Raw genomic sequence first — 25,558 nt, 5'->3', positions numbered from 1 at the left:
CGTGACCGGTGACTCGCTGGGCAACGGCAACAACGGCAAGACGGCGGCCCTGGAGGCCGACCGCGAGGCGGTGCTGGCCGCGAACCAGCGGCTGTACGAGTCGCTGGAGAACAACGACCTGGAGGCGCTGGAGGACGTCTGGCTCTCCGCCGCCGACGCCGACGACAAGGGCGGTGTGGTCTGCGTGCACCCCGGCTGGCCGGTGCTGCGCGGCCGGGCCCAGGTGACCCGCTCCTACCTCCTGATCATGATGAACACGGAGTACATCCAGTTCTTCCTGACCGATGTCGAGGCCGAGGTGCAGGGCGATGTGGCGCTGGTCACCTGCACCGAGAACATCCTGTCCGGCGGCGAGGCCGAGGAGGAGGGGGAGCTGGGCCCGCTGGTCGGCGGCAAGGTGGTCGCCACCAACCTGTTCCGTCGTACCCCGGACGGCTGGCGGCTCTGGTCGCACCACGGCTCACCGGTGCTGACCAGCGGCGATGACGATGACGACGACGATGACCGGGGCTGACGTCCGGCCCCGGGGCCGAACCGTCGGCAGCCGAGGGTAGATTCGATGGTCGGTGGGCGACGGGGCCCGCCGGACCCAGATCAGGAGCAGTGATTTCTGGTGCTTGACCGTGTCACCCTGAAGGGCTTGCGCGCCCGCGGCCACCACGGCGTCTTCGAGCGCGAGCGGATCGAGGGCCAGACCTTCGTGGTCGACGTGGTGCTCCACCTCGACACCCGCCCGGCTGCCTCCGGTGACGACCTCACCCGCACGGCCCACTACGGGATCGTCGCGGAGGAGGTCACCGCGATCATCGCCGGCGAGCCGGTGGACCTGATCGAGACGCTGGCCCAGCGGATCGCCGACCAGTGCCTCAAGCACGAGCCGGTCGAGGAGGTCGAGGTCACCGTCCACAAGCCGGACGCGCCGATCACCGTGCCCTTCGACGACGTGACCGTCACCATCCACCGGGGCCGCCCGTGACGGCCCCCGTACGACCGCCCAGCAGCTACCCCCAGCCTTCGGCCGGGAACGCCCCCCACGCCCAGGAGGACGATCGATGAGCACCAGCGACCCGACCGCCACCCCGACCACCTTCAACCTGCAGCACCGTCTGGACAGCGCCGACACCACGCTGGCCAACCCGCGCACCGCCGTGGTGGCCCTGGGCAGCAACCTGGGCAACCGGCTGGAGACCCTGCAGGGCGCGGTGGACGCACTGGGCGACACCCCCGGCCTGAAGATCACCGGCGTGTCCGGCGTCTTCGAGACCGAGGCGCTGGGCGGCCCCGCCGAGCAGCCCAACTACTACAACGCCGTGGTGCTGCTGCGCACCACGCTGCCGCCGTACTCGCTGCTGGAGCGGGCCAACGCGATCGAGGACGCGTTCGGCCGGGAGCGCACCGTGCGCTGGGGCGCCCGCACCCTGGACGTCGACATCATCAGCTTCCAGGGCGTGCTGAGCGAGGACCCGGTGCTGCTGCTGCCGCACCCGCGGGCGCATGAGCGGGCCTTCGTGCTGGCTCCCTGGCTGGACGCCGACCCGGTCGCCGAGCTGCCCGGGCACGGGCCGGTCGCCGAACTGCTCGCCGCCATCGGAGACAGCCAGGACGTGCGCCGCCGCACCGACATCGGGCTGCAGCTGCCGCAGTAGGCAGGCCGCCGTCGGGCCGCGGCCGCCGGAGTAGGGTCGAGGCGACGGCCGACCGTCCGTCAGAAGGGAACACCCGGAAGTGAAGCCGCTGCGCCTGCGTCTCCTGCTGGCCATCTTCGTGGTCACCACGGCCCTCGCCTGGGCCGGCGCGAAGTTGTGGAACTCGCTGGACACGCTGCCCGGCACGCCCGCCGCCGCACCGGTGGTGCTGGCGGTGGTCGCCGTGATCCTGCTGGCGGTGGCCATCTCGCTGCGGTCCCGGCTGAAGGCGATCCGGGACCGGGCGCCGGGCGCCAAGCGGGTCGACCCGCTGCTGGCCGCCCGGGCCGTGGTGCTCGGGCAGGCCAGTGCGCTGGCCTCCGCGGTGGTCAGCGGGATCTACGCGGGCCTGGGCATCGAGCTGCTCACCCTGCCGGACTTCGACTCCCACCGCGGCCCGGCGATCACCGCCGGGCTGGCGGTGCTGGCGGGTGCCGCCGTGGTCGCGGTGGCCCTGTGGCTGCAGCACATCTGCAAGCTCCCGGACGACGGCGGCAACCACGACCGGGGCAAGGGCCCGGCCTCGTCGCCGCGCTGACCAGGTATCGACCGCAGGCCCCCACCCCAAGGAAACACTCAGGTTCGGCGCACGCTAGTTTTTTGACCATGCCTCGCGGACGCCACCGACACTCCTCACTCCTCAGCCGTGCGATCGGCCCCGCCGCCGCGGCCGTCCTCACGGTGGCCGCGCTCGCCGAGCTGCTGCTCGGCGCGGACCACATGGTGGTCCGCTCGGTCGGGGCGGCCGCAGTGCTGGCCGTGCTCGGCCTGGCGATGGTGCTGCGGCAGCGCGACCGCGCCGCCCGGGCCGCCGCCGATGCCGCCGCGGCCCGCCGGATCCGTGACGAGGAGCGGTTCGAGGAGCAGCTCGCCGAGGCCGAGTACGCCGCCGAGGTGGCCGAGGAGCGGGCGGCACGGCTCGGCCGCCGGCTGACCGCGGAGAAGTCCCGGCTGGCGAAGGCGGAGACCGAGATCGCCCGGCTGCTCAAGGAGCGCGCGGTGCTGGCCGCCGAGCAGGCGCTCAAGGAGGCCGAGGCGACGCAGCGGGCCATCGAGGCGGCCCGCCCCAAGTACCCGGTGACCCCGGTCGCCTATCTGCGGGCGGCGAACGCGCTGCGCGCGATGGCCCGCCGCGCCGAGCTGGCCGAGGCGCAGGCCGAGCACCTGGCGCGCCGCCAGGCCGCCCGGCAGCCCGCCGCACTGCCGCCGGCGCGGCCGGCCGAGGCCCCTGCGCTGCCCGAGGCGCTGCCCGCCGCCCTGCCGGACGCGGTGCCCGCCGCGCTGCCCGAGGTGCGCGCCCAGCACACGCCGGCCGTCGTCGAGCCGGCCGCCCGGCCGAAGGCCGGACCCGCGGCCACCGAGACCGAGGCCAAGGCCGCGCCCGCCGCGCAGACCCCCGGCGAGCGCCCCGCGGTGGCCGCCTCCCCGGTGCGCCCGATGCTCGCCGCACCCACCGAGCAGGCCGCCGCGGCCGCCGCCATGGTGCCGGTGGCCCGGCAGCGCCCGCGCCCGCCGGTGCCGGGCAGCCGTCCCGCGCCGTCGTTCAGCTTCTTCGACCGGGGCGCGGCACCGCGGGTGGCCGCGCCGGCCCCGTCGGTGCGCTCGGTCAGCGAGCTGGTCCAGCAGCGCGCCGAGCGGGCGGAGCCGGAGCAGGCCGGCCAGGCGCAGGACGACCTGGCCGATGTGCTGGGCGACGAGGTGGTCGGCGCCGAGGTGGTCGACCTGACTCCCGAGGACGAGACCGAGCTGCTGGACGTCGTCGAGCTGCGCGCCAAGCACAGCTGAAGTCCGCTCGAAGAGTTGAGCGTTGCTCAGATTCGCGGATAACGACCGGCCAGCACCCAGATGTTCGGGTTGTCGCCCAGCTCCGGGTGCAGGTCGGTCAGATCGGCCAGCACGTCCTGCAGGAAGTCCCGGGCCTCGCGCCGCAGTTCCTCGTGGCGCACCACCAGCGGCGGCTCGTCCAGCCAGCTGGCGATGATCTCCACATGCCCGAACCGCCGGGCGAACCTGAGCAGTTCGGTGTTCTGGGTGAAGTCCAGGTCGGCGGTGCGCAGCGCGGCGGCCCGGCTGCCGCGCGGGTCCTCGTCCAGTTGCTCCACGATGTCGCACAGCGCCCAGGCGAAGTCCAGCACCGGCACCCAGCCCCAGGCGGTGGACAACTCCAGCGCGTCCTCCGCCACGTACACGTCCCCGCAGAACAGGTCGTGCCGCAGCGCCTTCACGGAGGCGGTGCGGTAGTCGGTCTGCGGGGGGTCGGGGATCCGCAGCGAGAGGGAGTAGCCGAGCTCGATCACCCGCACATTTAACCGCGTGACGCGGCGGGGGTACGCCCGGGATGATGGGGGTATGCCCGAGCCAGTGCGCGTTCGGGGCTCGGTGGTGGTGCCGGACGCCGAGCTCGTCTGGCGCTTCTCCCGATCCAGCGGCCCCGGTGGCCAGCATGTGAACACCTCCGACACCCAGGTCGAGCTGCGCTACGACCTGGTGGCCTCCGCGGCGCTGCCCGAGGTCTGGAAGCAGCGCGCCCTGGAGCGGCTGGCGCACCGGCTGGTGGACGGCCGGGTGCTGGTGGTGCGGGCCAGCGAGCACCGCTCGCAGTGGCGCAACCGCGAGGTGGCGGCCGCCCGGCTGGCCTCGCTGCTCGGTGAGGCGACCGCCCCGCCGCCCAAGGCCCGCCGGGCCACCAAGCCCAGCCGCGGGATGGTCGAGCGGCGGCTGTCGAACAAGAAGCACCGCGCGGAGCTCAAGCGCGGCCGGTCGGCGCCGCGCGCCACCGATTAACCGATCAGGAGGCCGGCTCAGCCCAGCTGCCGGTAGCCGCCGCGGAAGTAGAGCAGCGGCCGGCCGTCCGGGGCCGGCACCCGGGCCCGCAGCACCCGGCCGAGCACCAGGGTGTGGTCGCCCGCGGCTATCCGCTGCTCGGTGCGGCACTCCACGGTCGCCAGGGCGCCGCCGATCAGCGGTGAGTCGGTCAGCTCGGAGCGCTCGTGCGGGGTGTCGGCGAACAGCAGGCGGTCGCTGAGCCGCCCCTTCATGGCGAACCGGGCGGCCACCGCCTTGTGCTCCTCGCCGAGGAGTGAGACGGCCCACAGGTCGACCCGGGAGAGCACTTCGTCCATCCGGGAGTCCTCGCGCACCGAGACCAGCACCAGCGGCGGTTCCAGCGAGACCGACAGGAACGAGGTCGCGGTCATGCCCGCGTCGTCGCCCGCGTCGGAGGCGGTCACCAGGGCGACTCCGGAGGCCAGCTGGGTGAGCGCGGCGCGGAACTCGTCCGGGGTGGCGTTGGGGGTGGTGAGGTGTTGCGGCGAGGTGGACACGTACCGCACGGTAGCCCCCGGGCTGTGTCGACGGCATCCGGCGGTGGTCCTAAGCCGGGTCCTAGGCCCCTTCTCGGGCGCCCGTACCCGGGCATCCGCAAGGGGGTCGCGGCGGCACGGACCGGGCACGACCGACCTCGAAGTTGGCCATCGCCGGATCCTGTCCGGGCATGACCGAGATGAACCGGGTTTGCCTCTCTATGCGTTCTGTGATTTGAGTCACAAGTAACGACCTATTGCTGACCGAGCGTGCCGATCGTTGTGCTCGCTGTGATTCAGTTCTTCTGGCAATCGGACGATAACCATCAAGACCCACCCGAAGAACCGGGGGAGCCCCCGCATGGAAGCCGAGTCGGAGCCGTACGTCCGCCTCGCGACCCTTCGCACCTTGCACCGGGTCGTGGCGGACCTCAACGCTGCCCGCAGCCTGGCGGGCACCTTGCAGGCCGTCGTCGAGGGGGCGGTGCACGGTCTGGGCTTCGACGCGGCCGCGGTCAACCTGGTCCGCCCGGACGGCGACCTGGTGGTGGCGGCGGTCTGGGAGTTCGAGGAGCGCGACTACGGCGGCCCCGCGGTGCTGCTCGGCCAGGTGGGCAGCCGGGCCTCCTGGGACCGGCTGCTGGCCGCCGCCGACCACTGGGGCGCCCTGCGGTTCCTGCCGTACGACCGCGGCTGGGCGGTCGAGCCCGACATCCCGCGCTGGACCGGCGACGGCCCGCTGCCGGTCTACGCCAACGACTGGCACCCCGAGGACGGCCTGCTGGCCCCGATGTACAGCGCCGGCGGCGACCTGCTCGGGGTGCTCAGCGTGGACCGCCCGCGCAGCGGCAAACGCCCGGGCGCGTGGACCCGCGAAGCCCTGGAGATGTTCTCGCTGCAGGCCTCGATCGCGATCGGCAACGCCCGGCTGCGGGCCGAGATGCAGCGGGCGCTGGCCCGGATGGAGAAGGACCAGCAGGCGCTGCGGGCCAGCGAGGAGAGCTTTCGCCAGGCCTTCGAGTACGCCCCCAGCGGGATGGCCATCACCGAGCTGCACGGCCCCGGCCGCGGCCAGCTGACCCGGGTCAACGACGCGCTGTGCCGGCTGCTCGGCCGCTCCCGGGCGAGCCTGCGCCAGCACAGCTTCCTCGACCTGGTGCACCCCGACGACCGGGGCCTGCTGGAACGCACCAGCACCGAGAGCGGCCGGGCCGAGCTGCGGCTGCTGCGGCGGGACGGCAGCTACCAGTGGGTCTGCCTGCGCAACTCGATCGTCGCGGACGCCGCCGAGGGCCCGACCTTCCTGCTCACCCATGTCGAGGACATCGAGGAGCGCAAGCGGCACGAACTCCAGCTGGCCCACCGGGCCAGCCATGACGCGTTGACCGGCCTGCCCAACGGCGCCGAACTGCGGGCCCGGCTGGCCCGCCGGCTCTGCGCGCTGCCGCAGGGCCCGGGCGGCGCGGCGGCGCACGACGGGGCTGCGCCGGGGCGGGGGCGGGGGGAGCCCGTGGGCGGTCCCTGCGCCCTGGAGACGGTGTCCGCCGCACCCGGCAGCGCGGGCTTCCACGGGCCGCACGGGCCGCGTTCGGCCTCCCCGGTGCCGGCCGGGGTCGGCGGCCCGTCGGCGCCCGGCCACGGGGCCCACGGCGACCTCGCGGAGCAGGGCGCCGGGGGCTGCGGCACCCTGACCCACGGGTACGCCGAGCGCGGCATGCCGGGTCTGGCCGCGCACGAGGGCTACGGCGCCCCGCCGCCGGACCACGTGCACGCCGTGGTGCCCGGCGACCCGGACGCCGCCCCGGAGCCCTGGCACGGCCCGCAGGCCGCCGGTCCGGCCCCGCAGAAGGGGTTGGCGGTGCTCTTCTGCGATCTGGACGGCTTCAAGTCGGTGAACGACCGGTTCGGCCACAACGCGGGCGACGCGGTGCTGGTGGAGGTGGCCCGGCGGCTCCAGCAGGCGGTCCGCGAGGGTGACACGGTGGCCCGGCTGGGCGGCGACGAGTTCGTGGTGCTGGCCGACTCGATAGGCAGTTCGGAGGCAACCGACCTGGCGGTGCGGCTGCGCGGCGCGGTGCAGCCGCCGATGCGGATAGCCGGGCGGGTGATGCGGGTCGGGGTCAGCCTGGGGATCGGCTGGGCCGGCTGCGGCATGAGCATCGAGGAGGTGCTGCACCAAGCGGACAAGCGGATGTACGACGAGAAGCGGGCCCGGGGCGGCACGCTGCGCGGCTCCCGGGGGGAACGCTCGCACCGGCGCGCCGTGTAGCCCCTGTAGGGTGCCCTGGGTACAGGTGCACCAGCACAGTGACGGGGAGTTGATCAGCGCGATGACGGCCGGCGGCCAGGGGCCCGAGGACGGCGCGGGCGGCGCCCCGCAGGAAGACGACCCGTTCGGGTACCTGTACCGGCCCGCCGAGGGCGCGCCGGGCGTCGAGCAGCCGCCTGCTGCCCCGCGCACCGCGTACCGCCCGATGGAGGTCGGCCGGGCCCAGTACGGCCAGCAGGCGCAGTACGGCCAGCAGGCCCCCCGCCCGCCGCAGGGCCCGCCGCCGCCCTACCTGCAGCAGCAACAGCAGCAGCCCGGCTACGGCGACCCCGCCGCCCAGCTGCCGCACCAGCAGCCCCGGTACGCCGAGCGGTCCCGGCCGCGGCCCGGCGAGGACGCGCCGCGCGGGCGCGGCAAGGGCGCGGTGATCGGCGTGGTGGCGGTGATCGCGGCGATCGCGATCGGCGCCGGCATCGCACTCTCCGGCAACGACGGCACCAAGAAGGACAACGCCGCCCCCAGGCCGACCGGCAGCGCCGGCCACTCGAGCGCCGGCAGCCCGGCCCCGTCGGCCTCGGCCGCGTCGTCCCCTCCGGCCTCGCCGAGCGCGGCCTCGGGCGGCTTCGTGGACGCCTCCAAGGCGCAGCCGGGCGGCGGCGCCACGCTGACCAACTCGATAAAGGGCGCGGTCTCCGCCGACGGCAGCTACCTGCAGATGCAGGCGGGCTCCACGGCGACGTTCACGGTGAACGTGCCGACCGCCGGCCTCGGGAAGATCTGGTTCCACTACGGCAACACCAGCGGCGGCGCGGTGCACGTCGGGGTCAGCGTGAACGGCCATGACCACGACGGCGGCACCACCTTCAAGAGCTGGGACACCGGTGGTGACCCGACGAAGTCCTGGTCGTACACCTGGGTGAGCCCGCAGCTGCCAGCCGGCACCGACACCATCGTGGTGACCACCAGCGGCGGTCCGGTGATGCTGGACCAGATGGCGCTGACCGGGATGAACGTGGACGGCAACTACCCTTCCCAGGGCCCGGCTTCACCGACCGGCTGACGGCTCGTCAGGCCGCCGGGGGCTCCCCCTCGGGAGGTGCCGGTCACCGGGCCCCTCCCGAGGGATAGCCGAGTGGTGCTCAGCTTCCGCTGGAGAAGCGCTCGGCGCCGGTGATCCATTCGCCGCGGCGGACCACGGCGACCAGGTCGTACGTCTCGGAGTCGAGCACCGCCAGGTCGGCGTTCTTCCCGACGGCCAGCGAGCCGGTCGAGTCGGACAGGCCGAGCAGGGCGGCCGGGTTGGTCGAGATGGACCGCACGGTCTGGGTGAGGCTCAGCTTGTTGACGAGGACGGAGCGCTTGAAGGCGACGTCCAGGGTGAGCGTGGAGCCGGCGATCGAGCCGCCCTCCACCAGCCGGGCGACGCCGTCCTCGACCCGGACCTGGAGCGGGCCCAGCGGGTAGAGGCCGTCGCCCATCCCGGCCGCGCCCATCGCGTCGGTGATCAGCGCGACCCGCTCGGCACCGGCCGCGCCGTAGGCCAGGTCCAGCACCGACGGGTGCAGGTGGACGCCGTCGTTGATCAGCTCGACGGTGACCCGCTCGTCCTCCAGCAGGGCGACGATCGGGCCGGGCGCGCGGTGGTTGATGCTCGGCATCGCGTTGAACAGGTGGGTGGCGACGGTGGCGCCGGCGTCCACCGCCTCCAGGGTCTTGGTGTAGTCGCAGTCGGTGTGGCCGACCGCCGCGATCACCCCGAGGTCGGCCAGCATCCGGACCGACTCCAGGCCGCCGGGCAGCTCCGGGGCCAGCGTGACCATCCTGGCGGTGCCGCGGGCGGCGTCCACCAGCTTGCGGACCAGCGCCGGGTCGGGCTCGCGCAGCAGGTCCGGGCGGTGCGCGCCGCAGCGCCCGGGGGAGATGAACGGGCCCTCGAAGTGCACCCCGGCCAGCACCCCGTCCTCGACCAGCTCGGACAGCACCGCCGCCTGCCGGCAGACCTCGTCGATCTCGCCGGTGACGGTGGAGGCGACCGTGGTGGTGGTGCCGTGCTCCAGGTGGGCGCGGGCGGCGACCAGCGCCTCCTCGGCGCTCCCGGAGGCGTAGGAGGCACCGCCGCCGCCGTGCACATGCAGGTCGACGAACCCCGGGACCACGGTGAAGCCTGTCAAGTCCAGGGCGGTCAGGTCCAGGCCGCCGGCCGCCCTGGGGCCGCCGATCCCGGTGATGGTGCCACCCGAGAAGGCCAGCCGGCCGTCCTCGACGACGCCGCCGGGCAGCACCAGCCGGGCACCGGCCAGGATTGTTTCCTCCGCGGTCACGCGGTCACCTCCGTTGAGAGCAGATCCCAGGCGAGCAGGCCGGCGCCCAGGGAAGCGGCGGTGTCTTTGAGCATGGCCGGGACCACCTTCGGGGGCACCTGGAAGGTCAGCCGCTCGGCGACCGCCGCGCGCAGGGGAGTGAAGAGCGTGTCACCGGCCTCGGCCAGCCCGCCGCCGACGATCACCGTCGACGGGTCGAGCAGGCTCTGCGCCAGCACGATGCCGTCGGCGAGGGCGTCCACGGCGCGCTGCCACAGGGCCGTCGCGGCCGGGTCGCCGGCGGCCACCGCCAGCGCGCAGTCGGCGGCGTCGGCGCCCGGGTCGCCCGACGCCTCGGCCCAGGCCCGGGAGACCGCGCCGGCCGAGGCCAGCGTCTCCAGGCAGCCGCGGGCGCCGCAGCCGCAGGCCGGGCCGCCGGGACGGACCACCACGTGGCCGATCTCGCCGCCGTAGCCGTGCGCACCCGACTCGATCCGGCCGTCGATGCCGATGGCTCCGGCGATGCCGGTGCCCAGTGCGATGAAGAGGAACCGCCCGACTCCGCGGCCGGCGCCGATCCGCCCCTCGGCCAGCCCGCCGGAGCGGACGTCGTGGCCGAGGGCGACCGGCAGGCCGCCGAGCCGCTCGCCGAGCAGTTTGCGCATCGGCAGCTCCCGCCAGCCGAGGTTGGCGGAGAAGACCGCGATCCCGTTCTTCTCGTCGATCGTCCCCGGCACCGCGACGCCGGCCGCGAGCGGGCCCTGGCCGAATCGGCTGCGGCCCTCCTCGGCGAGGTCGGCGGCGAAGTCGAGGATGGCGGCGACCACGGCGTCGGTGCCGTGCTCCCGCCCGGTCGGTCGGCGTGCTTCGAACAGCACGGAGCCGTCCTGGGCGAGCAGCGCGGCCTTCATGCCGGTGCCGCCTACATCGAGTGCGATGACGTGCTTCACGGGGGACAGTTTCCCTTGTCCAAGGAGAAGAGGTCTAGTCCAGTGGTCGGATTGGTCTGGCCCGGTCGAGGTGACTGCCGCCGGTCAGAGCAGTACCGACCGGGTCAGGGCCTGCGGACGGTCCGGATCCAGCCCGCGGGCCTCGGCCAGCGCCACCGCCAGTCGGTGCACCCGGACCAGATCGGCCATCGGATCCATACCCGCCGGTGCCGAGTCGGCCACCAGCAGCCCGCCGGTTTCCGCGATCTGGGCGTCCAGGCCGGCCGGCAGTGCGCCGAACATCCAGACCGCGCGACCGGGCCCGGTGATGGCGATCGGGCCGTGCCGGTACTCCATGGCCGGGTAGGCCTCGGTCCAGAAACGGGCCGCCTCGCGCATCTTCAGCCCGGCCTCCAGGGCCAGCCCGTTGGTCCAGTCGGCGCCCAGGAAACTGATCTGATCAATCGTCAGCAAGCCGTCGGGCAGCGGCTGGGCAAGCGCTTGCTCGGCGTCGTCGGCGGCTCGGGCCACCGGGTGCACGCCGGCCGGGAGTGCGCCGTGCAGCTCCAGGTGGGCCCGCAGCAGGGCCAGCGCGCTGGTGGCGAACCGGGTCTGCACCACCGACCGCTCGTCGGCGAAGTCCAGCACCACCAGTCGGTCGGCGGCCTGTTTGATCGGGGTGGCCGGGTCGGCGGTCAGCGCGGCGGTCGGGGTCCGGTCGGACAGCCGGTCCAGCAGGGCCAGCACCTCGGTGGTGGTGCCGGAGCGGCAGATCACGAGAACCCGGTCGTACTGCCGGGCATAACGGAACTCGGAGGCCGCGAAGGCGTCGGTCTCGCCCTGGCCGGCGGCCTCGCGCAGCGCGGCATAGGCCTGCGCCATGAACCAGGAGGTGCCGCAGCCGACCACGGCGACCCGCTCGCCGGGCTGCGGCAGCGCGGTGTCCGAGGGCTCGGCGAGCGCGGCGGCCCGGCGCCAGGTGGCCGGCTGGGTGGCCAGCTCCTGGGCGGTCAGAGAGCTCATGGCGTTCCTTCCGTCTGCGTGAACGTGCTTGTTTTATAGCTGTTTCGATCAGTAATGCGCAATAGGGTCGGCAAGTACGGAACGGCACTACGGCGGTGAACGGCACTGTGCGACGCTGTCCGGGCAGCGGTGGTCGATCAGCTTTGGAAGGCGCGGCGTGTCCCGATACGAGCGATGGAACGGTCTCCTCGAACTCCTCGCCGAGCACGGCAGGTTGGAGGTCGAGGAGGCAGCCACGGCACTCGGCGTCTCGGCCGCCACCATCCGCCGCGACCTGGACCAGCTGGCCCGCCAGCAGATGGTCACCCGCACCCGCGGCGGCGCGGTGGCCCACAACGTCTCCTACGACCTGCCGCTGCGCTACAAGACCGCCCGGCACGCGGGCGCCAAGCAGCGGATCGGCCAGGCGGTGGCGGCGCTGATCGACCCGGGCGAGGTGGTCGGCCTGAACGGCGGCACCACCACCACCGAGGTGGCCCGGGCCCTCGCGGTCCGCCCGGAGCTGGCCGAACGGCCGGAAGCCGGCGGCCAGTCGCTCACCGTGGTGACCAACGCGCTCAACATCGCCAATGAGTTGACGGTCCGGCCGGCCGTGAAGATCGTGGTCACCGGTGGTGTCGCCCGCCCGCAGTCCTATGAGCTGATCGGCCCGCTGGCCGCCAGCGTGCTCGGCGAACTCACCATGGACGTCACGGTGCTGGGCGTGGACGCGCTGGACGTCCAGGCCGGCGCGACCGCGCACCACGAGGGCGAGGCCAGCGTCAACCGGCTGCTCGCCGCGCGGGCCCGCCGGGTGGTGGTGGCCGCCGACTCCTCCAAGCTGGGCCGGCGCGCCTTCGCCCGGATCTGCGGCCTGGAGGCGATCGACACCCTGGTCACCGACTCGGCGGCGCCCGAGGAGATGGTGGCCGGCTTCGCCGAGGCCGGGATTCGGGTGCTCACCGTCTGACCCGGCCGGCCCCCGGGGTGGCGGCCGTACGCACCGGGGTGGTGGCTGTACGCCTCGGGATGGTGGCCGAGTGCCCCCGGGGAGGATGGCCGCGTGCCCGCGGGGTGGTGCCGCGGGCCCCGGGATAATGGCCGCATGACCGAGCTCACCGACCGCGACCGCGCCGTGCTGGCCCTGGAGGCCCGCCCCTGGCGCACCCAGGGCGCCAAGGAGCAGGCCGTCCGCGAGGAGCTGGGCATCTCGGCCACCCGCTACTACCAGCTGCTCAACGGCCTGCTGGACCGGCCGGAGGCGCTCGCCCACGCCCCGGTGCTGGTCAACCGGCTGCGGCGGATCCGGGAAGCCCGGCGTGCGGAGCGTTAAGTGAGCGACCTTGCGGGTAGGTTGGCCGCCATGGGCACCCTGCTGGAACCGACCACCCCCGCCGGCCGTGCGGGCCTGGCCGCGCTGCTGGCCGAGCCCCGCCGCGCCCTGCTCGCCTTCGACTTCGACGGCACCCTGGCCCCGATCGTCGCGGACCCCGAGCAGGCCTTCGCGCACCCGGGCGCGGCCGGCGTCCTGGCCCGGCTGTCCGGCCGGGTCGGCACCGTCGCGGTGGTCACCGGGCGTCCGGCACTGGCCGCGGTGCGGCTCGGCGGCTTCGCCGCTGCCCCGGGCCTGGACCACCTGGTGGTGCTCGGCCACTACGGCGCCGAGCGCTGGGACTCCACGACCGGGCAGCTGACCGCGCCCGCCAGCCACCCCGGCGTGGCCGCGGTCCGGGCCGAACTGCCCGCGCTGCTGGCCTCGTTGGGCGTCCCGGAGGGCACCGTGGTGGAGGACAAGGAGCGCTCGCTGGCCGTGCACACCCGGCGCACCGCCGACCCGGACGCGGTGCTCGACCGCCTGCGTGCGCCGCTCGCCGACCTGGCCGCCGCGCACGGCCTGGCGGTGGAGCCGGGGCGGATGGTGATCGAGCTGCGCCCGCCGGGCGTCGACAAGGGCGCCGCGCTCACCGAGCTGGTGCGCGAACGCGGGGCCGGCGCAGTGCTCTACGCCGGTGACGACCTGGGCGACCTGGCCGCCTTCGACGCGGTCGACCGGCTGCGGGCCGCCGGGCTGCCCGGGCTGCTGGTGGCCAGCGGCCCGGTGACCGGCGAGCCGCCGGTGCGCGAGGTGGCCGAGCGGGCCGACCTGGTGGTGCCGGGGCCCGGCGGGGTGGTGGAGCTGCTGGACCAGTTGGGCGAGGAGCTCGTGCCGACGCGCTGAGTCGCTGCTGAGTCGCTGCTGGGCCGCTCAGGAGGCGGTCAGCGCGGCCAACTGCTCGAGGAACCACTGCTGCGGCGAGAGCGCGGTGGCCGCCGCCGCCAGCCGCTTGGTGCGTTCGGTGCGCTCGGCGGCGGGCATGGTCAGGCCCCGGTGCAGCGCGTCGGCGGTCCCCACCACGTCGTACGGGTTGATCCCGATCGCGTCCTCGGCCAGCTCCGCCCAGGCGCCCGCCTCCCGGGAGAGCACCAGCGCGCAGCCCGCCTCGGAGACCACCGGCACCTCCTTGGCGACCAGGTTCATGCCGTCCCGGATCGGGTTGACCAGCGCCACGTCGGCCAGCCGGTAGGCGGCCAGCGAGCGGGCGAAGTCGTCCTCGACCTGGAGTATCAGCGGCTGCCAGGTGGCGGTGCCGAACTCGGCGTTGATCTCCTCGCTGATCCGCCGCACCGCCGCCGTGTAGTCGCGGTACTCGGCCAGGTCCTGGCGGGACGGGTAGGCGAAGGCGATGTGCACCAGCCGGTCGTGCCACTCGGGGCGGGTGCGCAGCAGGTGCCGGTAGGCCTGCAGGCCGCGCACGATGTTCTTGCTCAGCTCGGTGCGGTCCACCCGGACGATGGTTCGCCGGTCGCCCACCGCGGCCTTCAGCGCGGCCAGTCGCTCGTCGACGTCCGGCCGGTGCGCCCGCTCGCGCAGGAACTCCGCGTCGGCGCCCAGCGGGTGCACGCCCAGCGCCGTGGTGCGGCCCTGGAAGGTCACGGTCAGTGCCGCCCGGTCCACGGTGGCGCCCAGCACCCGCTCGCTGCAGTCGGCGAACGCCTCGGCCCAGCGCCGGGTGTGGAAGCCGGCCCGGTCCGCGCCCAGCACCCCGGTGAGCACGGCGGCGGCCGGGCCGTCGGGCAGCAGCCGGAAGTAGTCGACCGGCGCCCAGGGGGTGTGCAGGAAGTAGCCGATCCGCAGGTCGGGGCGGCGCTCCCGGAGCAGGGCCGGCACCAGGGTCAGGTGGTAGTCCTGGACCAGCACCGCCGCGCCCGGCGCGGCCTCGGCGGCCAGCGCCGCGGCGAAGGCCTCGTTGTACTCCCGGAACCCGGCCCACCGCTCGGCCGCGGCCTGGTCGAAGGCCGGCGCGGTGGGGGTGTTGTAGAGCTGGTGGTGCAGGAACCACAGGGTGGAGTTGGCCACCCCGTTGTACGCCTGGTCGAAGACCACCGGATCGATGTCCAGCATCCGGACGGCCTGGCCGCCGACGTCGAACCCGGCCAGGTCCAGGCGGCCCTGCGGGGACTGCCGGGCGGCGGCCCGGTCCGCCTCGCCGAGCGCCGCGCAGACCCAGACCGCGTGCGGGTCGTCGATCGCGGACAGCCCGGACACCAGGCCGCCGCCACCGCGGCGCGGTGTCAGGCTGCCGTCCGCGGCGTGGCGGAAGGCGACCGGGCCGCGGTTGGAAGCGACCAGGACGCGTGCGGTCGTTTGCTCGGCCATACCGGCAACCTTGCCGGGGTCGCGGGGTGGCAAACCAGGGCCTTTGTCACATCCGCTGGTTCCGGTACTCCGGCAGCTCGATCATCGGCGGCCGCTCCAGGGCCGTCACCGGGTGGTCGTGCGCCGTGAAGTCCCGGGTCACCGGGTCCCGGGAGAACTGGGTGAGCACCGGGCGGGCCAGGTCGTCGGCGGCCTTGAGCCGGTTGGTGCGGTCCAGCCGCTCCAGCGCGGTGCGGTAGATGGTGGCGGCCATCCGGCCCAGTGCCTGGCTGTCCTGGTGGCGGTGGTGGCGCACTCCGACGTCCACCTGGGCCAGCGCGTCCAGCCCGACCAGGTCCAGGGCGTCGACCAGCAGGCCCAGCTCCACCCCGTAGCCGGTCGGGAAGTGCAGCCGGTCCAGCAGCGAGCGACGGGCCGCGTACTCGCCGCCGAGCGGCTGCACGAAGCCGGCCAGCTGCGGCCAGTGCAGGTTGAGCAGGGGTCTGGCGACCAGTTCGGTCACCCGGCCGCCGCCGGACGGGACCACCGTGCCTGAGCCCGCGGCGGAGCCGCTGTTCGAAACTTCCAGCGGGCGGTCGTACATCGCCTTGACCAGCTGGATCTCCGGGTCGGTGAGCAGCGGGCCGACGATCCCGGAGACGAACGCCGGGTCGAACTCGCGCAGGTCGGCATCGATGAAGCAGACGATCGCCCCGCTGGTCACCAGCAGCGAGCGCCACAGCACCTCGCCCTTGCCGGGCACGGCCGGCAGCCGGGGCAGGATCGCGTCCCGGTGCACCACCCGGGCACCGGCGGCCGCGGCCACCTCGGCGGTCCGGTCCACCGAGCCGGAGTCCACCACCACCAGCTCGTCCACCAGCGGGATCCGCTCCATCAGCTCACGGCGGATCACCTCGACGATCTCGCCGACCGTGGACTCCTCGTCGAGCGCCGGCAGCACCACGCTGACCGTGCCGGCCGCCCCGGCCGCCTCCTTCGCGGCCAGTAACCGCGGCACCGGCCGGTCGGCCGCGGTCCAGGACCTGCGGCGCAACCAGCGGGCCGCCTCCGGGAGTAGCGCGGGGCTCTGCTCGGCTGGCAAATCTCGCTCCTTGTACGCGTGGAAATGGTCCGGGGCGTCTCGCGTGGCGGACGGCCCCTTTCCGCTGTGGTGCCTTCGGATACAGTCTTCGTACTGCGGTCAGACCTTCGCACACCGGGGTGGACCGCCAGGAAAACGTCGGCTCGCGCATCCGTGCGGTGCGCCGATGACAACTTCACAGAGCTCATCCAGAGGGACTGAGGGAACGGCCCGTTGACGTCCCGGCAACCTTCTCGACCGGCCTGTAGCAGGCCCCGGCGAGACAGGTGCCAATTCCGGCCCGGGCGCGACCGCGTCACGGGGAAGATGAGGAGAGAGGCCTCGCCGCCCATGGCTACCGCTACCCCTGCCGCAACGTCCACCGTTGATCTCGGCCCCGCCGCCGCCCTGTCCTGTCGGGAGTGCGGCACCCGGTTCCCGCTCGGTCCCAGCTTCGCCTGCCTGGAGTGTTTCGGCCCGCTGGAGATCGCCTACGACTACAGCGGCCACGACACCGCCGAGTTGCGGGCCCGGATCGAGGCCGGCCCGGCCTCCATCTGGCGCTACGCCCCGCTGCTGCCGGTCCCGGCCGACGTGGCGACCAAGCCCAACCTCAACCCCGGCTGGACCCCGCTGGTCGAGGCCGACCGGCTCGGCAAGGAGCTCGGCTTCACCGCCCGGCTGCACGTCAAGGACGACTCCGGCAACCCCACCCACTCGTTCAAGGACCGGGTGGTGGCCTGCGCCATCGAGGCGGCCCGGGCCTTCGACTTCACCACCCTGTCCTGCTCCTCCACCGGCAACCTGGCCGGTGCGGTGGGCGCCGCGGCGGCCCGGGCCGGCCTGCGCTCCTGCGTCTTCATCCCGCACGACCTGGAGCACGCCAAGATCGTCATGGCCGCGGTCTACGGCGGTGACCTGGTCGGCATCGAGGGCAACTACGACGACGTGAACCGGTTCTGCTCCGAGCTGATCGGCGATCCGGCCGGCGAGGGCTGGGGCTTCGTCAACGTCAACCTGCGGCCGTACTACGGCGAGGGCTCCAAGACGCTGGCCTTCGAGATCTGCGAGCAGCTCGGTTGGCGGCTGCCGGAGCAGATCGTGATCCCGATCGCCTCCGGCTCCCAACTCACCAAGATCGACAAGGGGTTGCGGGAGCTGATCGAGCTCGGACTGGTCGAGGACCGGCCGTACCGGGTCTTCGGCGCCCAGGCGACCGGATGCTCCCCGGTGGCCGAGGCGTTCAAGGCCGGTCGCGACGTGATCCGTCCGGTCAAGCCGGACACCATCGCCAAGTCGCTGGCGATCGGCAACCCGGCGGACGGCCCGTACGTGCTGGACATCGCCCGGCGCACCGGCGGCGCGGTGGAGGACGTCACCGACGCCGAGGTGGTCGAGGCGATCCGGTTGCTGGCCCGCACCGAGGGCATCTTCGCCGAGACCGCCGGCGGCGTGACCATCGGCGTGCTCAAGAAGTTGGTCGAGAGCGGACAGCTGGACCCGGGCAAGGAGACCGTGGCGATCAACACCGGCGACGGCCTCAAGACGCTGGACGCGGCGGCGGGGGCCGGCCTGACCGCGGTGATCCGGCCGAGCCTGGAGTCGTTCCGGGCCGCCGGCCTGGTCTGAGTCCGCCCGCATCCCCCACCCGGAACCGCCCGAACGCCATGAGCGCCTTGAGCAAGGAGTACCCCCGATGAGCGCCACCGTCCGCATTCCCACCATCCTGCGCACCTACACCGACGGCCGGTCCGAAGTGACCGCCGAGGGCGCCACCCTGGCCGAGGTGATCGCCGACCTGGACCGCAACCACACCGGCATCGGCGCCCGACTCCTGGACGACACCGGCAAGTTGCGCCGGTTCGTCAACGTGTACGTGAACGACGACGACGTGCGGTTCGCCGAGGGCCTGGCGACCGAGATCCCCGGCGGCGCCGGCATCTCGATCATCCCGGCCGTGGCGGGCGGCTGCTGACGGCCCGTCAGGGCCCTGTGGGGCGTCGTGCGGTCATGGCGGGCCGCACGGCGCCCCGTGCCGTGTCCGGGGGTGGTCCGCGGCGCCCGCCGGCAGGGCATAGGCTGTCCGTGCCGGCAGCGGTTCGGACGTCCTGGTCGCCGGGACGCAACTGCCGAGGTACCACTGGAATCGTGCTCGGGACGCGTCAGAAATTCTCGGGCAATTCGTGGTTTAAGTCCGCTATGTCCCAGGCGAATTGCCGACTCTGTCGCATTCCTCCCCAGCTGTCCCTTGGCGGGGCCGTCGAATTGGCGTCCAGTGACCCTGTTGCTCAGGGCGCTGCTCCGGATACATTCAGCCGCGGTCGACGCATTTGCCTGCCTCGGGGCGCCAACTGGCGCCCTGGCGTGGGTTGCTGCGGCATGCAGGGCCACGCCCCGGGGGGACACCTTCGGCATGGTCCGCCAGACCCGGGTCCGCGACCGGCGAACCCGTGAAGGGCCAGCACAGCACTAGGGGAGTTCGGAATGGCTCAGGGCACCGTCAAGTGGTTCAACGCGGAGAAGGGCTACGGCTTCATCGCGGTCGACGGTGGTGCGGACGTGTTCGTCCACTACAGCGCGATCCAGATGGACGGCTACCGCACCCTCGAGGAGGGCCAGCGGGTCGAGTTCGAGATCTCCCAGGGGCAGAAGGGCCCGCAGGCGGACATGGTCCGCGCCGCGGTCTGACCTTTCCGATCCTCGGGGGCCTCGGCTCAGACCGAGCTGGTGGACCAAAGCGGCCGAGCCCGCGGCCGACTTCCCATCCGGGAGTCGGCCGCGGGCTCGGCCGCTTGTCGTCGCCGTGCGGTTCATCCCGGCGCGTCGTTCAGCTCGAAGGAGCTTGCACTCGCCACACCGGAGTGCTAATCATTGGCGTTAGCACTCACAGCTTGAGAGTGACAAACGGACCGGGTCGGTGAGGCTCGGAGTGCGGCAGGGGACAGGACCCCCGCGCTCCAGGCCGTCCGTCGCGGGCACCTCTGGTCCGAGCAGTCGACCGTGTCCTGGAGGACCACTTCCAATGGCCAAGATCATCGCGTTTGACGAGGAAGCTCGCCGCGGCCTTGAGCGCGGCATGAACCAGCTTGCCGACGCCGTCAAGGTGACGCTGGGCCCCAAGGGCCGCAACGTCGTCCTTGAGAAGAAGTGGGGCGCCCCCACGATCACCAACGACGGTGTCTCCATCGCCAAGGAGATCGAGCTCGAGGACCCCTACGAGAAGATCGGCGCGGAGCTCGTCAAGGAGGTCGCCAAGAAGACCGACGACGTCGCGGGTGACGGCACCACCACCGCCACCGTGCTGGCCCAGGCCCTGGTGCGCGAGGGTCTGCGCAACGTTGCCGCCGGCGCCAACCCGATGGCTCTGAAGCGCGGCATCGAGAAGGCCGTCGCCGCCGTCTCCGACCAGCTGCTGGCCCAGGCCCGCAACGTGGAGACCAAGGAGCAGATCGCCGCGACCGCCTCGATCTCCGCCGCCGACACCCAGATCGGCGAGCTGATCGCCGAGGCCATGGACAAGGTCGGCAAGGAAGGCGTCATCACCGTCGAGGAGAGCAACACCTTCGGTCTGGAGCTGGAGCTCACCGAGGGCATGCGCTTCGACAAGGGCTACATCTCGGCCTACTTCGCCACCGACCTGGAGCGGATGGAGGCGTCGTTCGACGAGCCGTACATCCTGATCGCCAACTCCAAGATCGGCTCGGTCAAGGACCTGCTCCCGCTGCTGGAGAAGGTCATGCAGTCCGGCAAGCCGCTGCTGATCATCGCCGAGGACGTCGAGGGCGAGGCCCTGTCGACCCTGGTGGTCAACAAGATCCGCGGCACCTTCAAGTCCGTCGCCGTCAAGGCCCCGGGCTTCGGCGACCGCCGCAAGGCCATGCTGGGCGACATCGCCATCCTCACCGGCGGCACCGTGATCTCCGAGGAGGTCGGCCTCAAGCTGGAGAACGCCGGTCTCGACCTGCTGGGCACCGCCCGCAAGGTGGTCATCACCAAGGACGAGACCACCATCGTCGACGGTGGCGGCGACAGCGACCAGGTCGCCGGCCGGGTCAACCAGATCCGCGCCGAGATCGAGAACAGCGACTCGGACTACGACCGCGAGAAGCTCCAGGAGCGCCTCGCCAAGCTGGCCGGCGGTGTGGCCGTCATCAAGGCCGGCGCGGCCACCGAGGTCGAGCTCAAGGAGCGCAAGCACCGCATCGAGGACGCCGTGCGCAACGCCAAGGCGGCCGTCGAGGAGGGCATCGTCGCCGGCGGTGGCGTGGCCCTGCTGCAGGCCGCTGTCGCGTTCGACAAGCTGGAGCTGGACGGCGACGAGGCCACCGGTGCCAACATCGTGAAGGTCGCGCTGGAGGCCCCGATCAAGCAGATCGCCACCAACGCCGGCCTCGAGGGCGGCGTCGTGGTGGAGAAGGTCCGCAACCTCCCCGCGGGCCACGGCCTGAACGCCGCCACCAACGAGTACGTCGACCTGGTCGCCGAGGGCATCATCGACCCGGCCAAGGTCACCCGCTCGGCGCTGCAGAACGCCGCCTCCATCGCGGCGCTCTTCCTCACCACCGAGGCCGTCATCGCCGACAAGCCGGAGAAGGCCGCTGCCCCGGCCGGCGGCGGCATGCCGGGCGGTGACATGGACTTCTGATCCTTCGTCAAGGATCGGTCGTTCTGATCGCTTCGCGAGGGCGGTCTCCCCACCGGGGAGGCCGCCCTCGCGGCGTTTCCGGCAACAGTCACTCGTTCGTGGGACGCTGGGGGCATGGACGGTATCGGCGCCCCTGAGGACCCTCCCCCAGCCTCCGGCCGGGGGTGCCCCCACGGTGACGATGCACAGCGTCACGAGGAGGAGGGGAGGTCGGCGGTGACCGCGATGGCCGTGGAGCCGGGGCTGCAGTGGAGCTACCTGCTGGACACCTGGCGGGAGTTGGACGTCCCGGAGGGTTGGCGCGCCGAGATCGACGAGGGGAAGATCGCCTTGGTGCCTCCGCCCGGTGTGGGACACAACATGATCGCTGAGGAAGTCCACTGGGCCCTCAAGAGGTGCCTGCCGCGCAGCGTGGGGGTTTACCAGACCCTCGGCACCGAGATCGTCCCGCTGGAGAAGCTGTACATGCCGGACCTGGTGGTGGTGGACAAGGCGCTGCTGGACCCCGAGGACAGCTCGGTCGACGCCGGGGCGGTGATGATGGCCGTGGAGATCACCTCCAAGGACAACGCCCGCCAGGACCGGACCAAGAAGCTCTGGGCATACGCCCACGCCCCGGTCTCGCTCTACCTGCTCATCGATCGTTTCGACCCGGCCGGACCGACCGTGACGCTCTTCGAGGAGCCCGAGAACGGCGCCTACCGGCGGACCGTGCGGGCGTCCTTCGGTGAGCCGGTGAAACTGCCCGACCCCTTCGGCGTGGAGCTGGTCACGAAGGACTTTCCGGCAGCGGCCAAAACTGCGCGAAAATGACTGAATGACCAAGCCTGATCTTGAAGCCGCCCTGCACACCGCCCGGGCGGCGATCCTGGCCGACCTGTCGGCGCGTGATGCGGCGGACGCCGCCGTGGTGTCGCTGGTGGAGGACGCCGTGACGCACCGGCGGTGGTGGCTGGAGCAGTGGCCTCAGGGGGCCGAGTACGTGCTCGGGCTGGTGGCGCAGGACGTGCAGGACGCGCTGCTGGAGCAGTACGGGCGGTGGCCGATCTGCCTGGACTGCCAGGCGGCCGACGGCGATCTCCACGCGCTGGGCGTGGAGCCGGAGTTGGGCCCCGATCCGCACTGGGTGTGCGGCAAGCGGGGCGTGGTGGTGGCCCCGGTCGGATCGCTGGCGTCCTAGCGGCCCGGCGGCCGGTGTCGCCCGGCTGCGGCAGGGGGCTCGCGGGGTGAGCCGCCGGTGTGGCAGGCTACCGATATGTCTAGACCAATTCTTGAAGTCATCGCGCTGACCGCGTCGGACGCCCAGGCCGCGCAGGCCGGTGGCGCCGACCGCCTCGAACTGGTCACCGACATGGCCGCCGACGGACTCAGCCCGGCGGTGGCCGACTTCGCCGCGATCCGGGCGGCGGTGGACCTCCCGCTGCGGGTGATGCTGCGGATCCGCGACGGCTTCGGTCCCGGCGACCTGGACCAGCTCGGCGAGCGGGCCGCCGCACTGCACGCCGAGGGCGCCGAGGAGTTCGTGCTCGGCTTCCTGACCCCCGACGGCGCGGTGGACCTGCCCGCCGTCCGGGCCGTCGCCGCGGCCGTGGCCGGCTGCCGCTGGACCTTCCACCGGGCCATCGACCACAGCGCCGACCGGGCCGCCGTGCGGGCCGCGGTCGCCGAACTGCCCGGCCTGGACACCTTCCTCACCTCGGGTGCCGCCGCCGGGGTGGACGCCGGGCGCCAGGTGCTCTCCGGCGAGCTGGCCAAGGCGGGCGAGCCCGGCTACCGCCAGCGGATCCTGATCGGCGGCGGCCTGCGCGAGGAGCACCTGCCGGGGCTGCTCGCCGAGGGCTTCGACGCCTTCCACGTCGGCGGGGCGGTGCGCACCGACGGCTGGGCAGGCGGCGTCGACCCGGCCAAGGTCGCGCGCTGGCGCGAGCTGATCGACTGAACGCACTCCCGGCGGAGCACTCCCGGCGGTTCGACCGAACGCAGTCCTGACGCCGAGTCGACCGACCCGCCGTCAGGGCCTGCCGCCGTCTCAGCCCAGCTCGGCCGGCAGCGGATCGGCGTGCAGCACGGTCAGCCCCGACACCGCACGGGTCAGCGCCACATAGAGCCGGCGCAGCCCGGTGCGCCGGTCCGGCTCGCCGGCCACCACCGCGGCCGGCTCGTCCAGCACCACGTAGTCGTACTCCAGACCCTTCGCCAGCGAGGCCGGCACCAGGGTGAGCCGGGCCTCGGCGGTGGTCTCGGTGCCCGGGGTGAGGAACGGCATCCCGGCCGCGTGCAGCGCCGCCTCCAGGGCCGGCAGCCGGTCGTCCGCCGCGATCAGGCCGGTGGAGCCCTCCCGGCCCAGCGCCTCCCGGCAGGCCGCCAGCACCGCCCCGGTCAGGTCGTCCTCCACCCGGCGGATCGCCAAGGTGTCCTGGCCGGTACGGATCGAGGTGGCCGGGGCCAGGCCAGGCGCGATCGACGGCAGCAGCCGGGACGCGTAGGAGATCACCTGCTCAGGCACCCGGAAGCCGGTGGTCAGCTCCTCGACGTGGGCGCCGTCCTTGCCCAGGTGCCGCAGCGCCTCCGGCCAACTCGCGGTCGCCCACGGGGTGGTGCCCTGCGCCAGGTCGCCGAGCACGGTGGCGGAGCCGGTGGTGCAGCGGCGGCCGACCGCGCGGTACTGCATCGGCGAGAGGTCCTGCGCCTCGTCCAGCACCACATGGCCGAGCGAGGGGGTGCGCTGCACCAGGTCGGTGGCCTCGTCCACCAGCACCGCGTCGGCGGCCGTCCAGGGCGCGGTCTTCACCGACCGGCCCGGCTTGGGCGTGGGGGCACCCCCGGACGAAGTCTGGGGGAGGATCGCCGCCTGCTCCTCGGCGGTGAGGATCCCCTCGGCGCAGCGCGCCAGGAACTCCGCGTCACCCAGCAGCCGCAGCACCAGCTTCGCCGGGTCCACCGCCGGCCAGCAGGCCTTCACCACCGCCTTGACCTCGCGGGAGCGGGCCACCGCGTCCTGCACCCGGTCGTCGGGGGCCTCGCCGCCCTGCTCCATCTTGAGCAGCACGGCATGCGCGATCCGCTGCGGCAGCGCTGCCATCGCCGCGCCGTAGCGGATCTCCCGGCCGGCCAACTCCTCGATGATCTCGATCAGTTCATAGGCCGGAACGCGCCAGCGCCGGGAGCCGCGGACCACCACGCAGGGCTCGGTGGGCATCGTGATGCCGTCCCGCACGGCGCGGCGCAGCACCTCGGCCAGCCGCGCGTCGCCCTTGATCACGGCGGCCTCGGGGGTGTCCTGGGCCCGTACCTCGACATGCGCCACCAGCTGCTGCACGGTGGCCTGCGCCACGTCCAACTCGCCGAGTGCGGGCAGTACCTGCTCGATGTAGGAGAGGAACGAGCTGTTCGGCCCGATCACCAGGGTGCCGGCCTTGGCCAGCCGCTCCCGGTGCGCGTAGAGCAGGTACGCCACGCGGTGCAGGCCGACGGCGGTCTTCCCGGTGCCCGGGGCGCCCTGCACGCAGACCGTGCCGCTCACGTCGGCGCGGACGATCTCGTCCTGCTCGGGCTGGATGGTGGCCACGATGTCGCGCATCGGGCCGACGCGGGGCTTCTCGATCTCGGCCGCGAGCAGGGCCGAGGCCTGCTCGATCTCGGCCGGGTCGCTCAGGTTCTCGTCCTCATAGGCCGTCAGTTCGCCGCCGGTGTAGCCGAATCGGCGCCGCTTGGCGATGTCCATCGGGTCCTTGCGGCTGGCCTGGTAGAAGGTCTGGGAGACCGGGGCCCGCCAGTCGATCACCATCGGATCGCCGTCGCCGTCGTGCACGTGGCGGCGGCCGATGTAGAACTGGGACCCTCCGGCGCCCTCGCTCGCGTCCTCGCCGATCGCGCGCAGGAAGTCCAGGCGGCCGAAGAACAGCGGGGTGTCCGCCAGGTCGGCCAGGGCGGCGATCCGGCGCTGGATCTGGTCGTGCAGCACCTGCTGGGTGACCCAGGTGCCGGCCACGTCCGAGATGTCCAGCTGCTCGGCGTCCTCGCGCATCGCGCGCAGGGCGGCCCTGGAGGACGCCAGGTGGTTCCGCTCCCGCTGCAACGGGTCGGCGGGGTCGGTGGTGGTGGGGGCGGCGGAATGCACAGCGAACCTTCCCGGCCGCGCCGATCGGGCACGGCGGTCTCGTCGTAGCTCACGGTGAGCCTGGCCGGTTGCCGAGCGGCCAGGGCCTCCCCAGGGCAGCCGGGCACGGCGCCGCTGATCGGGAGGGGGGCAGACCGGACAGCTTAGACCCGTGGCGGCACCGCGGGCCAGCCGATTTGTCGGCGGACGTCAGGGTCGCCGTACATCCGCCGTAGGGGCCTTGTACGCCTGGCGGACGACTTCGGCCCCATCGGTTGCGGCCTTTCGGCTGATGTGCCCGCGGTGTCGGAAAACTACCGTGGAAGACATGAGCACCGTTCACTTGACGGCGCACCCGGCAGCGGCCAGCACCCCCCGGGCGCGCACCAGTACCGAGTCCCTGCCCACCACCGACAGGCCCCCCGGCGCCACCCAGCTGGACCGGCCGCACCGCCGCCGACCCGTGCAGAGCGCCGTGCGCGCCGTCGGCATCGTGCTGGACACCGCCGCGCGCGTGGTGTTCCTCGGGCGCGACGGCGTCAACCTGTAGCAGCCGCCTCGGACGTCGTC

Annotated in this window: 27 protein-coding genes and 1 riboswitch; of the genes, 19 read left to right on the top strand and 8 right to left on the bottom strand. The window is 73.2% G+C overall.

The genetic code is table 11. The annotated features are described in order from the left end of the window. Position 1: 1 nt before the first annotated feature. From P3T35_RS16780 to P3T35_RS16760, 5 genes are all read left to right on the top strand, one after another. On the top strand, positions 2-514 hold the full coding sequence (locus tag P3T35_RS16780) for a nuclear transport factor 2 family protein (protein ID WP_280706514.1): 513 nt from the start codon (positions 2-4) through the stop codon (positions 512-514). A gap of 99 nt (positions 515-613) precedes the next feature. After that, positions 614-976, top strand: a complete 363-nt coding sequence (folB, locus tag P3T35_RS16775; protein WP_101381735.1) for a dihydroneopterin aldolase — start codon at positions 614-616, stop codon at positions 974-976. 76 nt (positions 977-1,052) lie between these two features. Continuing rightward, positions 1,053-1,646: a 2-amino-4-hydroxy-6-hydroxymethyldihydropteridine diphosphokinase gene (folK, locus tag P3T35_RS16770; protein ID WP_101381736.1), complete on the top strand. Its 594-nt coding sequence runs from the start codon at positions 1,053-1,055 to the stop codon at positions 1,644-1,646. A gap of 79 nt (positions 1,647-1,725) precedes the next feature. Then, positions 1,726-2,223 carry a DUF3180 domain-containing protein gene (locus P3T35_RS16765; RefSeq protein WP_101381737.1) on the top strand — a complete coding sequence of 166 codons (498 nt, stop codon included), beginning with the start codon at positions 1,726-1,728 and terminating at the stop codon, positions 2,221-2,223. Positions 2,224-2,291: 68 nt separating this feature from the next. Next, positions 2,292-3,470 (top strand): hypothetical protein, encoded by a 1,179-nt coding sequence (locus P3T35_RS16760; RefSeq protein ID WP_101381738.1) that lies wholly within the window; start codon positions 2,292-2,294, stop codon positions 3,468-3,470. A gap of 26 nt (positions 3,471-3,496) precedes the next feature. Here the strand turns inward: P3T35_RS16760 and P3T35_RS16755 are convergent, their stop codons facing one another. Next, entirely contained in the window at positions 3,497-3,982 is a 486-nt protein-coding gene (locus P3T35_RS16755) for a hypothetical protein (RefSeq protein WP_101385193.1), read from the bottom strand. 52 nt (positions 3,983-4,034) lie between these two features. On the opposite strand from P3T35_RS16755, the gene arfB reads away from it, so the two are divergent. After that, a complete protein-coding gene (gene arfB / locus P3T35_RS16750; protein WP_101381739.1) occupies positions 4,035-4,469 on the top strand; it encodes an alternative ribosome rescue aminoacyl-tRNA hydrolase ArfB in 435 nt (144 codons plus the stop codon). A 17-nt stretch (positions 4,470-4,486) separates the two neighbouring features. Here the strand turns inward: arfB and P3T35_RS16745 are convergent, their stop codons facing one another. Next, on the bottom strand, positions 4,487-5,008 hold the full coding sequence (locus P3T35_RS16745; protein WP_280706509.1) for a flavin reductase family protein: 522 nt from the start codon (positions 5,006-5,008) through the stop codon (positions 4,487-4,489). Between the two features lie 340 nt (positions 5,009-5,348). On the opposite strand from P3T35_RS16745, the gene P3T35_RS16740 reads away from it, so the two are divergent. Together P3T35_RS16740 and P3T35_RS16735 are read left to right on the top strand one after the other, a co-directional pair. Continuing rightward, positions 5,349-7,256, top strand: a complete 1,908-nt coding sequence (locus P3T35_RS16740) for a diguanylate cyclase (RefSeq protein ID WP_101381741.1) — start codon at positions 5,349-5,351, stop codon at positions 7,254-7,256. 10 nt (positions 7,257-7,266) lie between these two features. Beyond that, the gene (locus tag P3T35_RS16735) at positions 7,267-8,316 is read left to right on the top strand and encodes a hypothetical protein (protein WP_101381742.1); all 1,050 of its coding nucleotides are present in this window, start codon (positions 7,267-7,269) and stop codon (positions 8,314-8,316) included. Positions 8,317-8,395: 79 nt separating this feature from the next. Here the strand turns inward: P3T35_RS16735 and nagA are convergent, their stop codons facing one another. From nagA to P3T35_RS16720, 3 genes are all read right to left on the bottom strand, one after another. Continuing rightward, positions 8,396-9,577: an N-acetylglucosamine-6-phosphate deacetylase gene (gene nagA / locus P3T35_RS16730; protein WP_101381743.1), complete on the bottom strand. Its 1,182-nt coding sequence runs from the start codon at positions 9,575-9,577 to the stop codon at positions 8,396-8,398. Next, positions 9,574-10,506 (bottom strand): ROK family protein, encoded by a 933-nt coding sequence (locus P3T35_RS16725; protein ID WP_101381744.1) that lies wholly within the window; start codon positions 10,504-10,506, stop codon positions 9,574-9,576. The genes nagA and P3T35_RS16725 overlap by 4 nt, the downstream gene beginning before the upstream one ends. 84 nt (positions 10,507-10,590) lie before the next feature. Beyond that, the gene (locus tag P3T35_RS16720) at positions 10,591-11,508 is read right to left on the bottom strand and encodes a sugar isomerase (RefSeq protein WP_101381745.1); all 918 of its coding nucleotides are present in this window, start codon (positions 11,506-11,508) and stop codon (positions 10,591-10,593) included. 157 nt (positions 11,509-11,665) lie between these two features. On the opposite strand from P3T35_RS16720, the gene P3T35_RS16715 reads away from it, so the two are divergent. The 3 genes from P3T35_RS16715 to otsB all read left to right on the top strand — a co-directional run bounded on the left by P3T35_RS16715 (position 11,666) and on the right by otsB (position 13,705). After that, on the top strand, positions 11,666-12,457 hold the full coding sequence (locus P3T35_RS16715; RefSeq protein WP_101381746.1) for a DeoR/GlpR family DNA-binding transcription regulator: 792 nt from the start codon (positions 11,666-11,668) through the stop codon (positions 12,455-12,457). 135 nt (positions 12,458-12,592) lie between these two features. Next, on the top strand, positions 12,593-12,820 hold the full coding sequence (locus tag P3T35_RS16710; protein WP_101381747.1) for a DUF3263 domain-containing protein: 228 nt from the start codon (positions 12,593-12,595) through the stop codon (positions 12,818-12,820). A 30-nt stretch (positions 12,821-12,850) separates the two neighbouring features. Beyond that, positions 12,851-13,705: a trehalose-phosphatase gene (otsB, locus tag P3T35_RS16705; RefSeq protein WP_101381748.1), complete on the top strand. Its 855-nt coding sequence runs from the start codon at positions 12,851-12,853 to the stop codon at positions 13,703-13,705. A gap of 27 nt (positions 13,706-13,732) precedes the next feature. Here otsB and P3T35_RS16700 read toward each other — a convergent pair whose 3' ends face one another. Further along, complete coding sequence (locus P3T35_RS16700; protein ID WP_101381749.1) at positions 13,733-15,184, bottom strand: trehalose-6-phosphate synthase; 1,452 nt, start codon at positions 15,182-15,184, stop codon at positions 13,733-13,735. A gap of 46 nt (positions 15,185-15,230) precedes the next feature. After that, positions 15,231-16,265, bottom strand: coding sequence for a glucosyl-3-phosphoglycerate synthase (locus P3T35_RS16695; protein WP_101381750.1), 1,035 nt, complete (start codon positions 16,263-16,265; stop codon positions 15,231-15,233). A 181-nt stretch (positions 16,266-16,446) separates the two neighbouring features. Continuing rightward, positions 16,447-16,578, top strand: a riboswitch (SAM riboswitch). Between the two features lie 17 nt (positions 16,579-16,595). Here P3T35_RS16695 and thrC point away from each other — a divergent pair. From thrC to P3T35_RS16660, 7 genes are all read left to right on the top strand, one after another. Next, on the top strand, positions 16,596-17,873 hold the full coding sequence (thrC, locus tag P3T35_RS16690; protein ID WP_101381751.1) for a threonine synthase: 1,278 nt from the start codon (positions 16,596-16,598) through the stop codon (positions 17,871-17,873). A 67-nt stretch (positions 17,874-17,940) separates the two neighbouring features. Continuing rightward, a complete protein-coding gene (locus tag P3T35_RS16685; protein WP_101381752.1) occupies positions 17,941-18,219 on the top strand; it encodes a MoaD/ThiS family protein in 279 nt (92 codons plus the stop codon). 509 nt (positions 18,220-18,728) lie between these two features. Beyond that, complete coding sequence (locus tag P3T35_RS16680) at positions 18,729-18,932, top strand: cold-shock protein (RefSeq protein ID WP_030289665.1); 204 nt, start codon at positions 18,729-18,731, stop codon at positions 18,930-18,932. 334 nt (positions 18,933-19,266) lie between these two features. Continuing rightward, on the top strand, positions 19,267-20,889 hold the full coding sequence (groL, locus tag P3T35_RS16675) for a chaperonin GroEL (protein ID WP_101381753.1): 1,623 nt from the start codon (positions 19,267-19,269) through the stop codon (positions 20,887-20,889). A gap of 225 nt (positions 20,890-21,114) precedes the next feature. After that, positions 21,115-21,702 (top strand): Uma2 family endonuclease, encoded by a 588-nt coding sequence (locus P3T35_RS16670; protein WP_101385194.1) that lies wholly within the window; start codon positions 21,115-21,117, stop codon positions 21,700-21,702. Positions 21,703-21,706: 4 nt separating this feature from the next. Next, positions 21,707-22,069, top strand: coding sequence for a hypothetical protein (locus tag P3T35_RS16665; RefSeq protein WP_101381754.1), 363 nt, complete (start codon positions 21,707-21,709; stop codon positions 22,067-22,069). Positions 22,070-22,144: 75 nt separating this feature from the next. Next, the gene (locus tag P3T35_RS16660) at positions 22,145-22,828 is read left to right on the top strand and encodes a copper homeostasis protein CutC (RefSeq protein ID WP_101381755.1); all 684 of its coding nucleotides are present in this window, start codon (positions 22,145-22,147) and stop codon (positions 22,826-22,828) included. A gap of 90 nt (positions 22,829-22,918) precedes the next feature. Here P3T35_RS16660 and P3T35_RS16655 read toward each other — a convergent pair whose 3' ends face one another. Further along, the gene (locus tag P3T35_RS16655) at positions 22,919-25,009 is read right to left on the bottom strand and encodes an AAA family ATPase (RefSeq protein WP_280706497.1); all 2,091 of its coding nucleotides are present in this window, start codon (positions 25,007-25,009) and stop codon (positions 22,919-22,921) included. A 307-nt stretch (positions 25,010-25,316) separates the two neighbouring features. On the opposite strand from P3T35_RS16655, the gene P3T35_RS16650 reads away from it, so the two are divergent. Continuing rightward, positions 25,317-25,538 carry a hypothetical protein gene (locus P3T35_RS16650; RefSeq protein ID WP_101381756.1) on the top strand — a complete coding sequence of 74 codons (222 nt, stop codon included), beginning with the start codon at positions 25,317-25,319 and terminating at the stop codon, positions 25,536-25,538. Positions 25,539-25,558: the final 20 nt, after the last annotated feature.

This window comes from Kitasatospora sp. GP30 (assembly GCF_029892145.1).
Classification (GTDB): domain Bacteria; phylum Actinomycetota; class Actinomycetes; order Streptomycetales; family Streptomycetaceae; genus Kitasatospora; species Kitasatospora acidiphila.
The sequence above is the reverse complement of the archived record's forward strand: the minus strand, read 5'-3'. Positions and strand labels throughout refer to the sequence as shown.

What these genes read in the sequence shown, in the direction of transcription:
- folK (WP_101381736.1), top strand. Translation starts at nt 1,053, where the DNA reads ATGAGCACCAGCGACCCGACCGCCACCCCGACCACCTTCAACCTGCAG.
- P3T35_RS16760 (WP_101381738.1), top strand. Translation starts at nt 2,292, where the DNA reads ATGCCTCGCGGACGCCACCGACACTCCTCACTCCTCAGCCGTGCGATC.
- arfB (WP_101381739.1), top strand. Translation starts at nt 4,035, where the DNA reads ATGCCCGAGCCAGTGCGCGTTCGGGGCTCGGTGGTGGTGCCGGACGCC.
- P3T35_RS16740 (WP_101381741.1), top strand. Translation starts at nt 5,349, where the DNA reads ATGGAAGCCGAGTCGGAGCCGTACGTCCGCCTCGCGACCCTTCGCACC.
- P3T35_RS16720 (WP_101381745.1), bottom strand. Translation starts at nt 11,508, where the DNA reads ATGAGCTCTCTGACCGCCCAGGAGCTGGCCACCCAGCCGGCCACCTGG.
- P3T35_RS16710 (WP_101381747.1), top strand. Translation starts at nt 12,593, where the DNA reads ATGACCGAGCTCACCGACCGCGACCGCGCCGTGCTGGCCCTGGAGGCC.
- otsB (WP_101381748.1), top strand. Translation starts at nt 12,851, where the DNA reads ATGGGCACCCTGCTGGAACCGACCACCCCCGCCGGCCGTGCGGGCCTG.
- P3T35_RS16700 (WP_101381749.1), bottom strand. Translation starts at nt 15,184, where the DNA reads ATGGCCGAGCAAACGACCGCACGCGTCCTGGTCGCTTCCAACCGCGGC.
- thrC (WP_101381751.1), top strand. Translation starts at nt 16,596, where the DNA reads ATGGCTACCGCTACCCCTGCCGCAACGTCCACCGTTGATCTCGGCCCC.
- P3T35_RS16685 (WP_101381752.1), top strand. Translation starts at nt 17,941, where the DNA reads ATGAGCGCCACCGTCCGCATTCCCACCATCCTGCGCACCTACACCGAC.
- P3T35_RS16680 (WP_030289665.1), top strand. Translation starts at nt 18,729, where the DNA reads ATGGCTCAGGGCACCGTCAAGTGGTTCAACGCGGAGAAGGGCTACGGC.
- groL (WP_101381753.1), top strand. Translation starts at nt 19,267, where the DNA reads ATGGCCAAGATCATCGCGTTTGACGAGGAAGCTCGCCGCGGCCTTGAG.
- P3T35_RS16670 (WP_101385194.1), top strand. Translation starts at nt 21,115, where the DNA reads ATGGCCGTGGAGCCGGGGCTGCAGTGGAGCTACCTGCTGGACACCTGG.
- P3T35_RS16665 (WP_101381754.1), top strand. Translation starts at nt 21,707, where the DNA reads ATGACCAAGCCTGATCTTGAAGCCGCCCTGCACACCGCCCGGGCGGCG.
- P3T35_RS16660 (WP_101381755.1), top strand. Translation starts at nt 22,145, where the DNA reads ATGTCTAGACCAATTCTTGAAGTCATCGCGCTGACCGCGTCGGACGCC.
- P3T35_RS16650 (WP_101381756.1), top strand. Translation starts at nt 25,317, where the DNA reads ATGAGCACCGTTCACTTGACGGCGCACCCGGCAGCGGCCAGCACCCCC.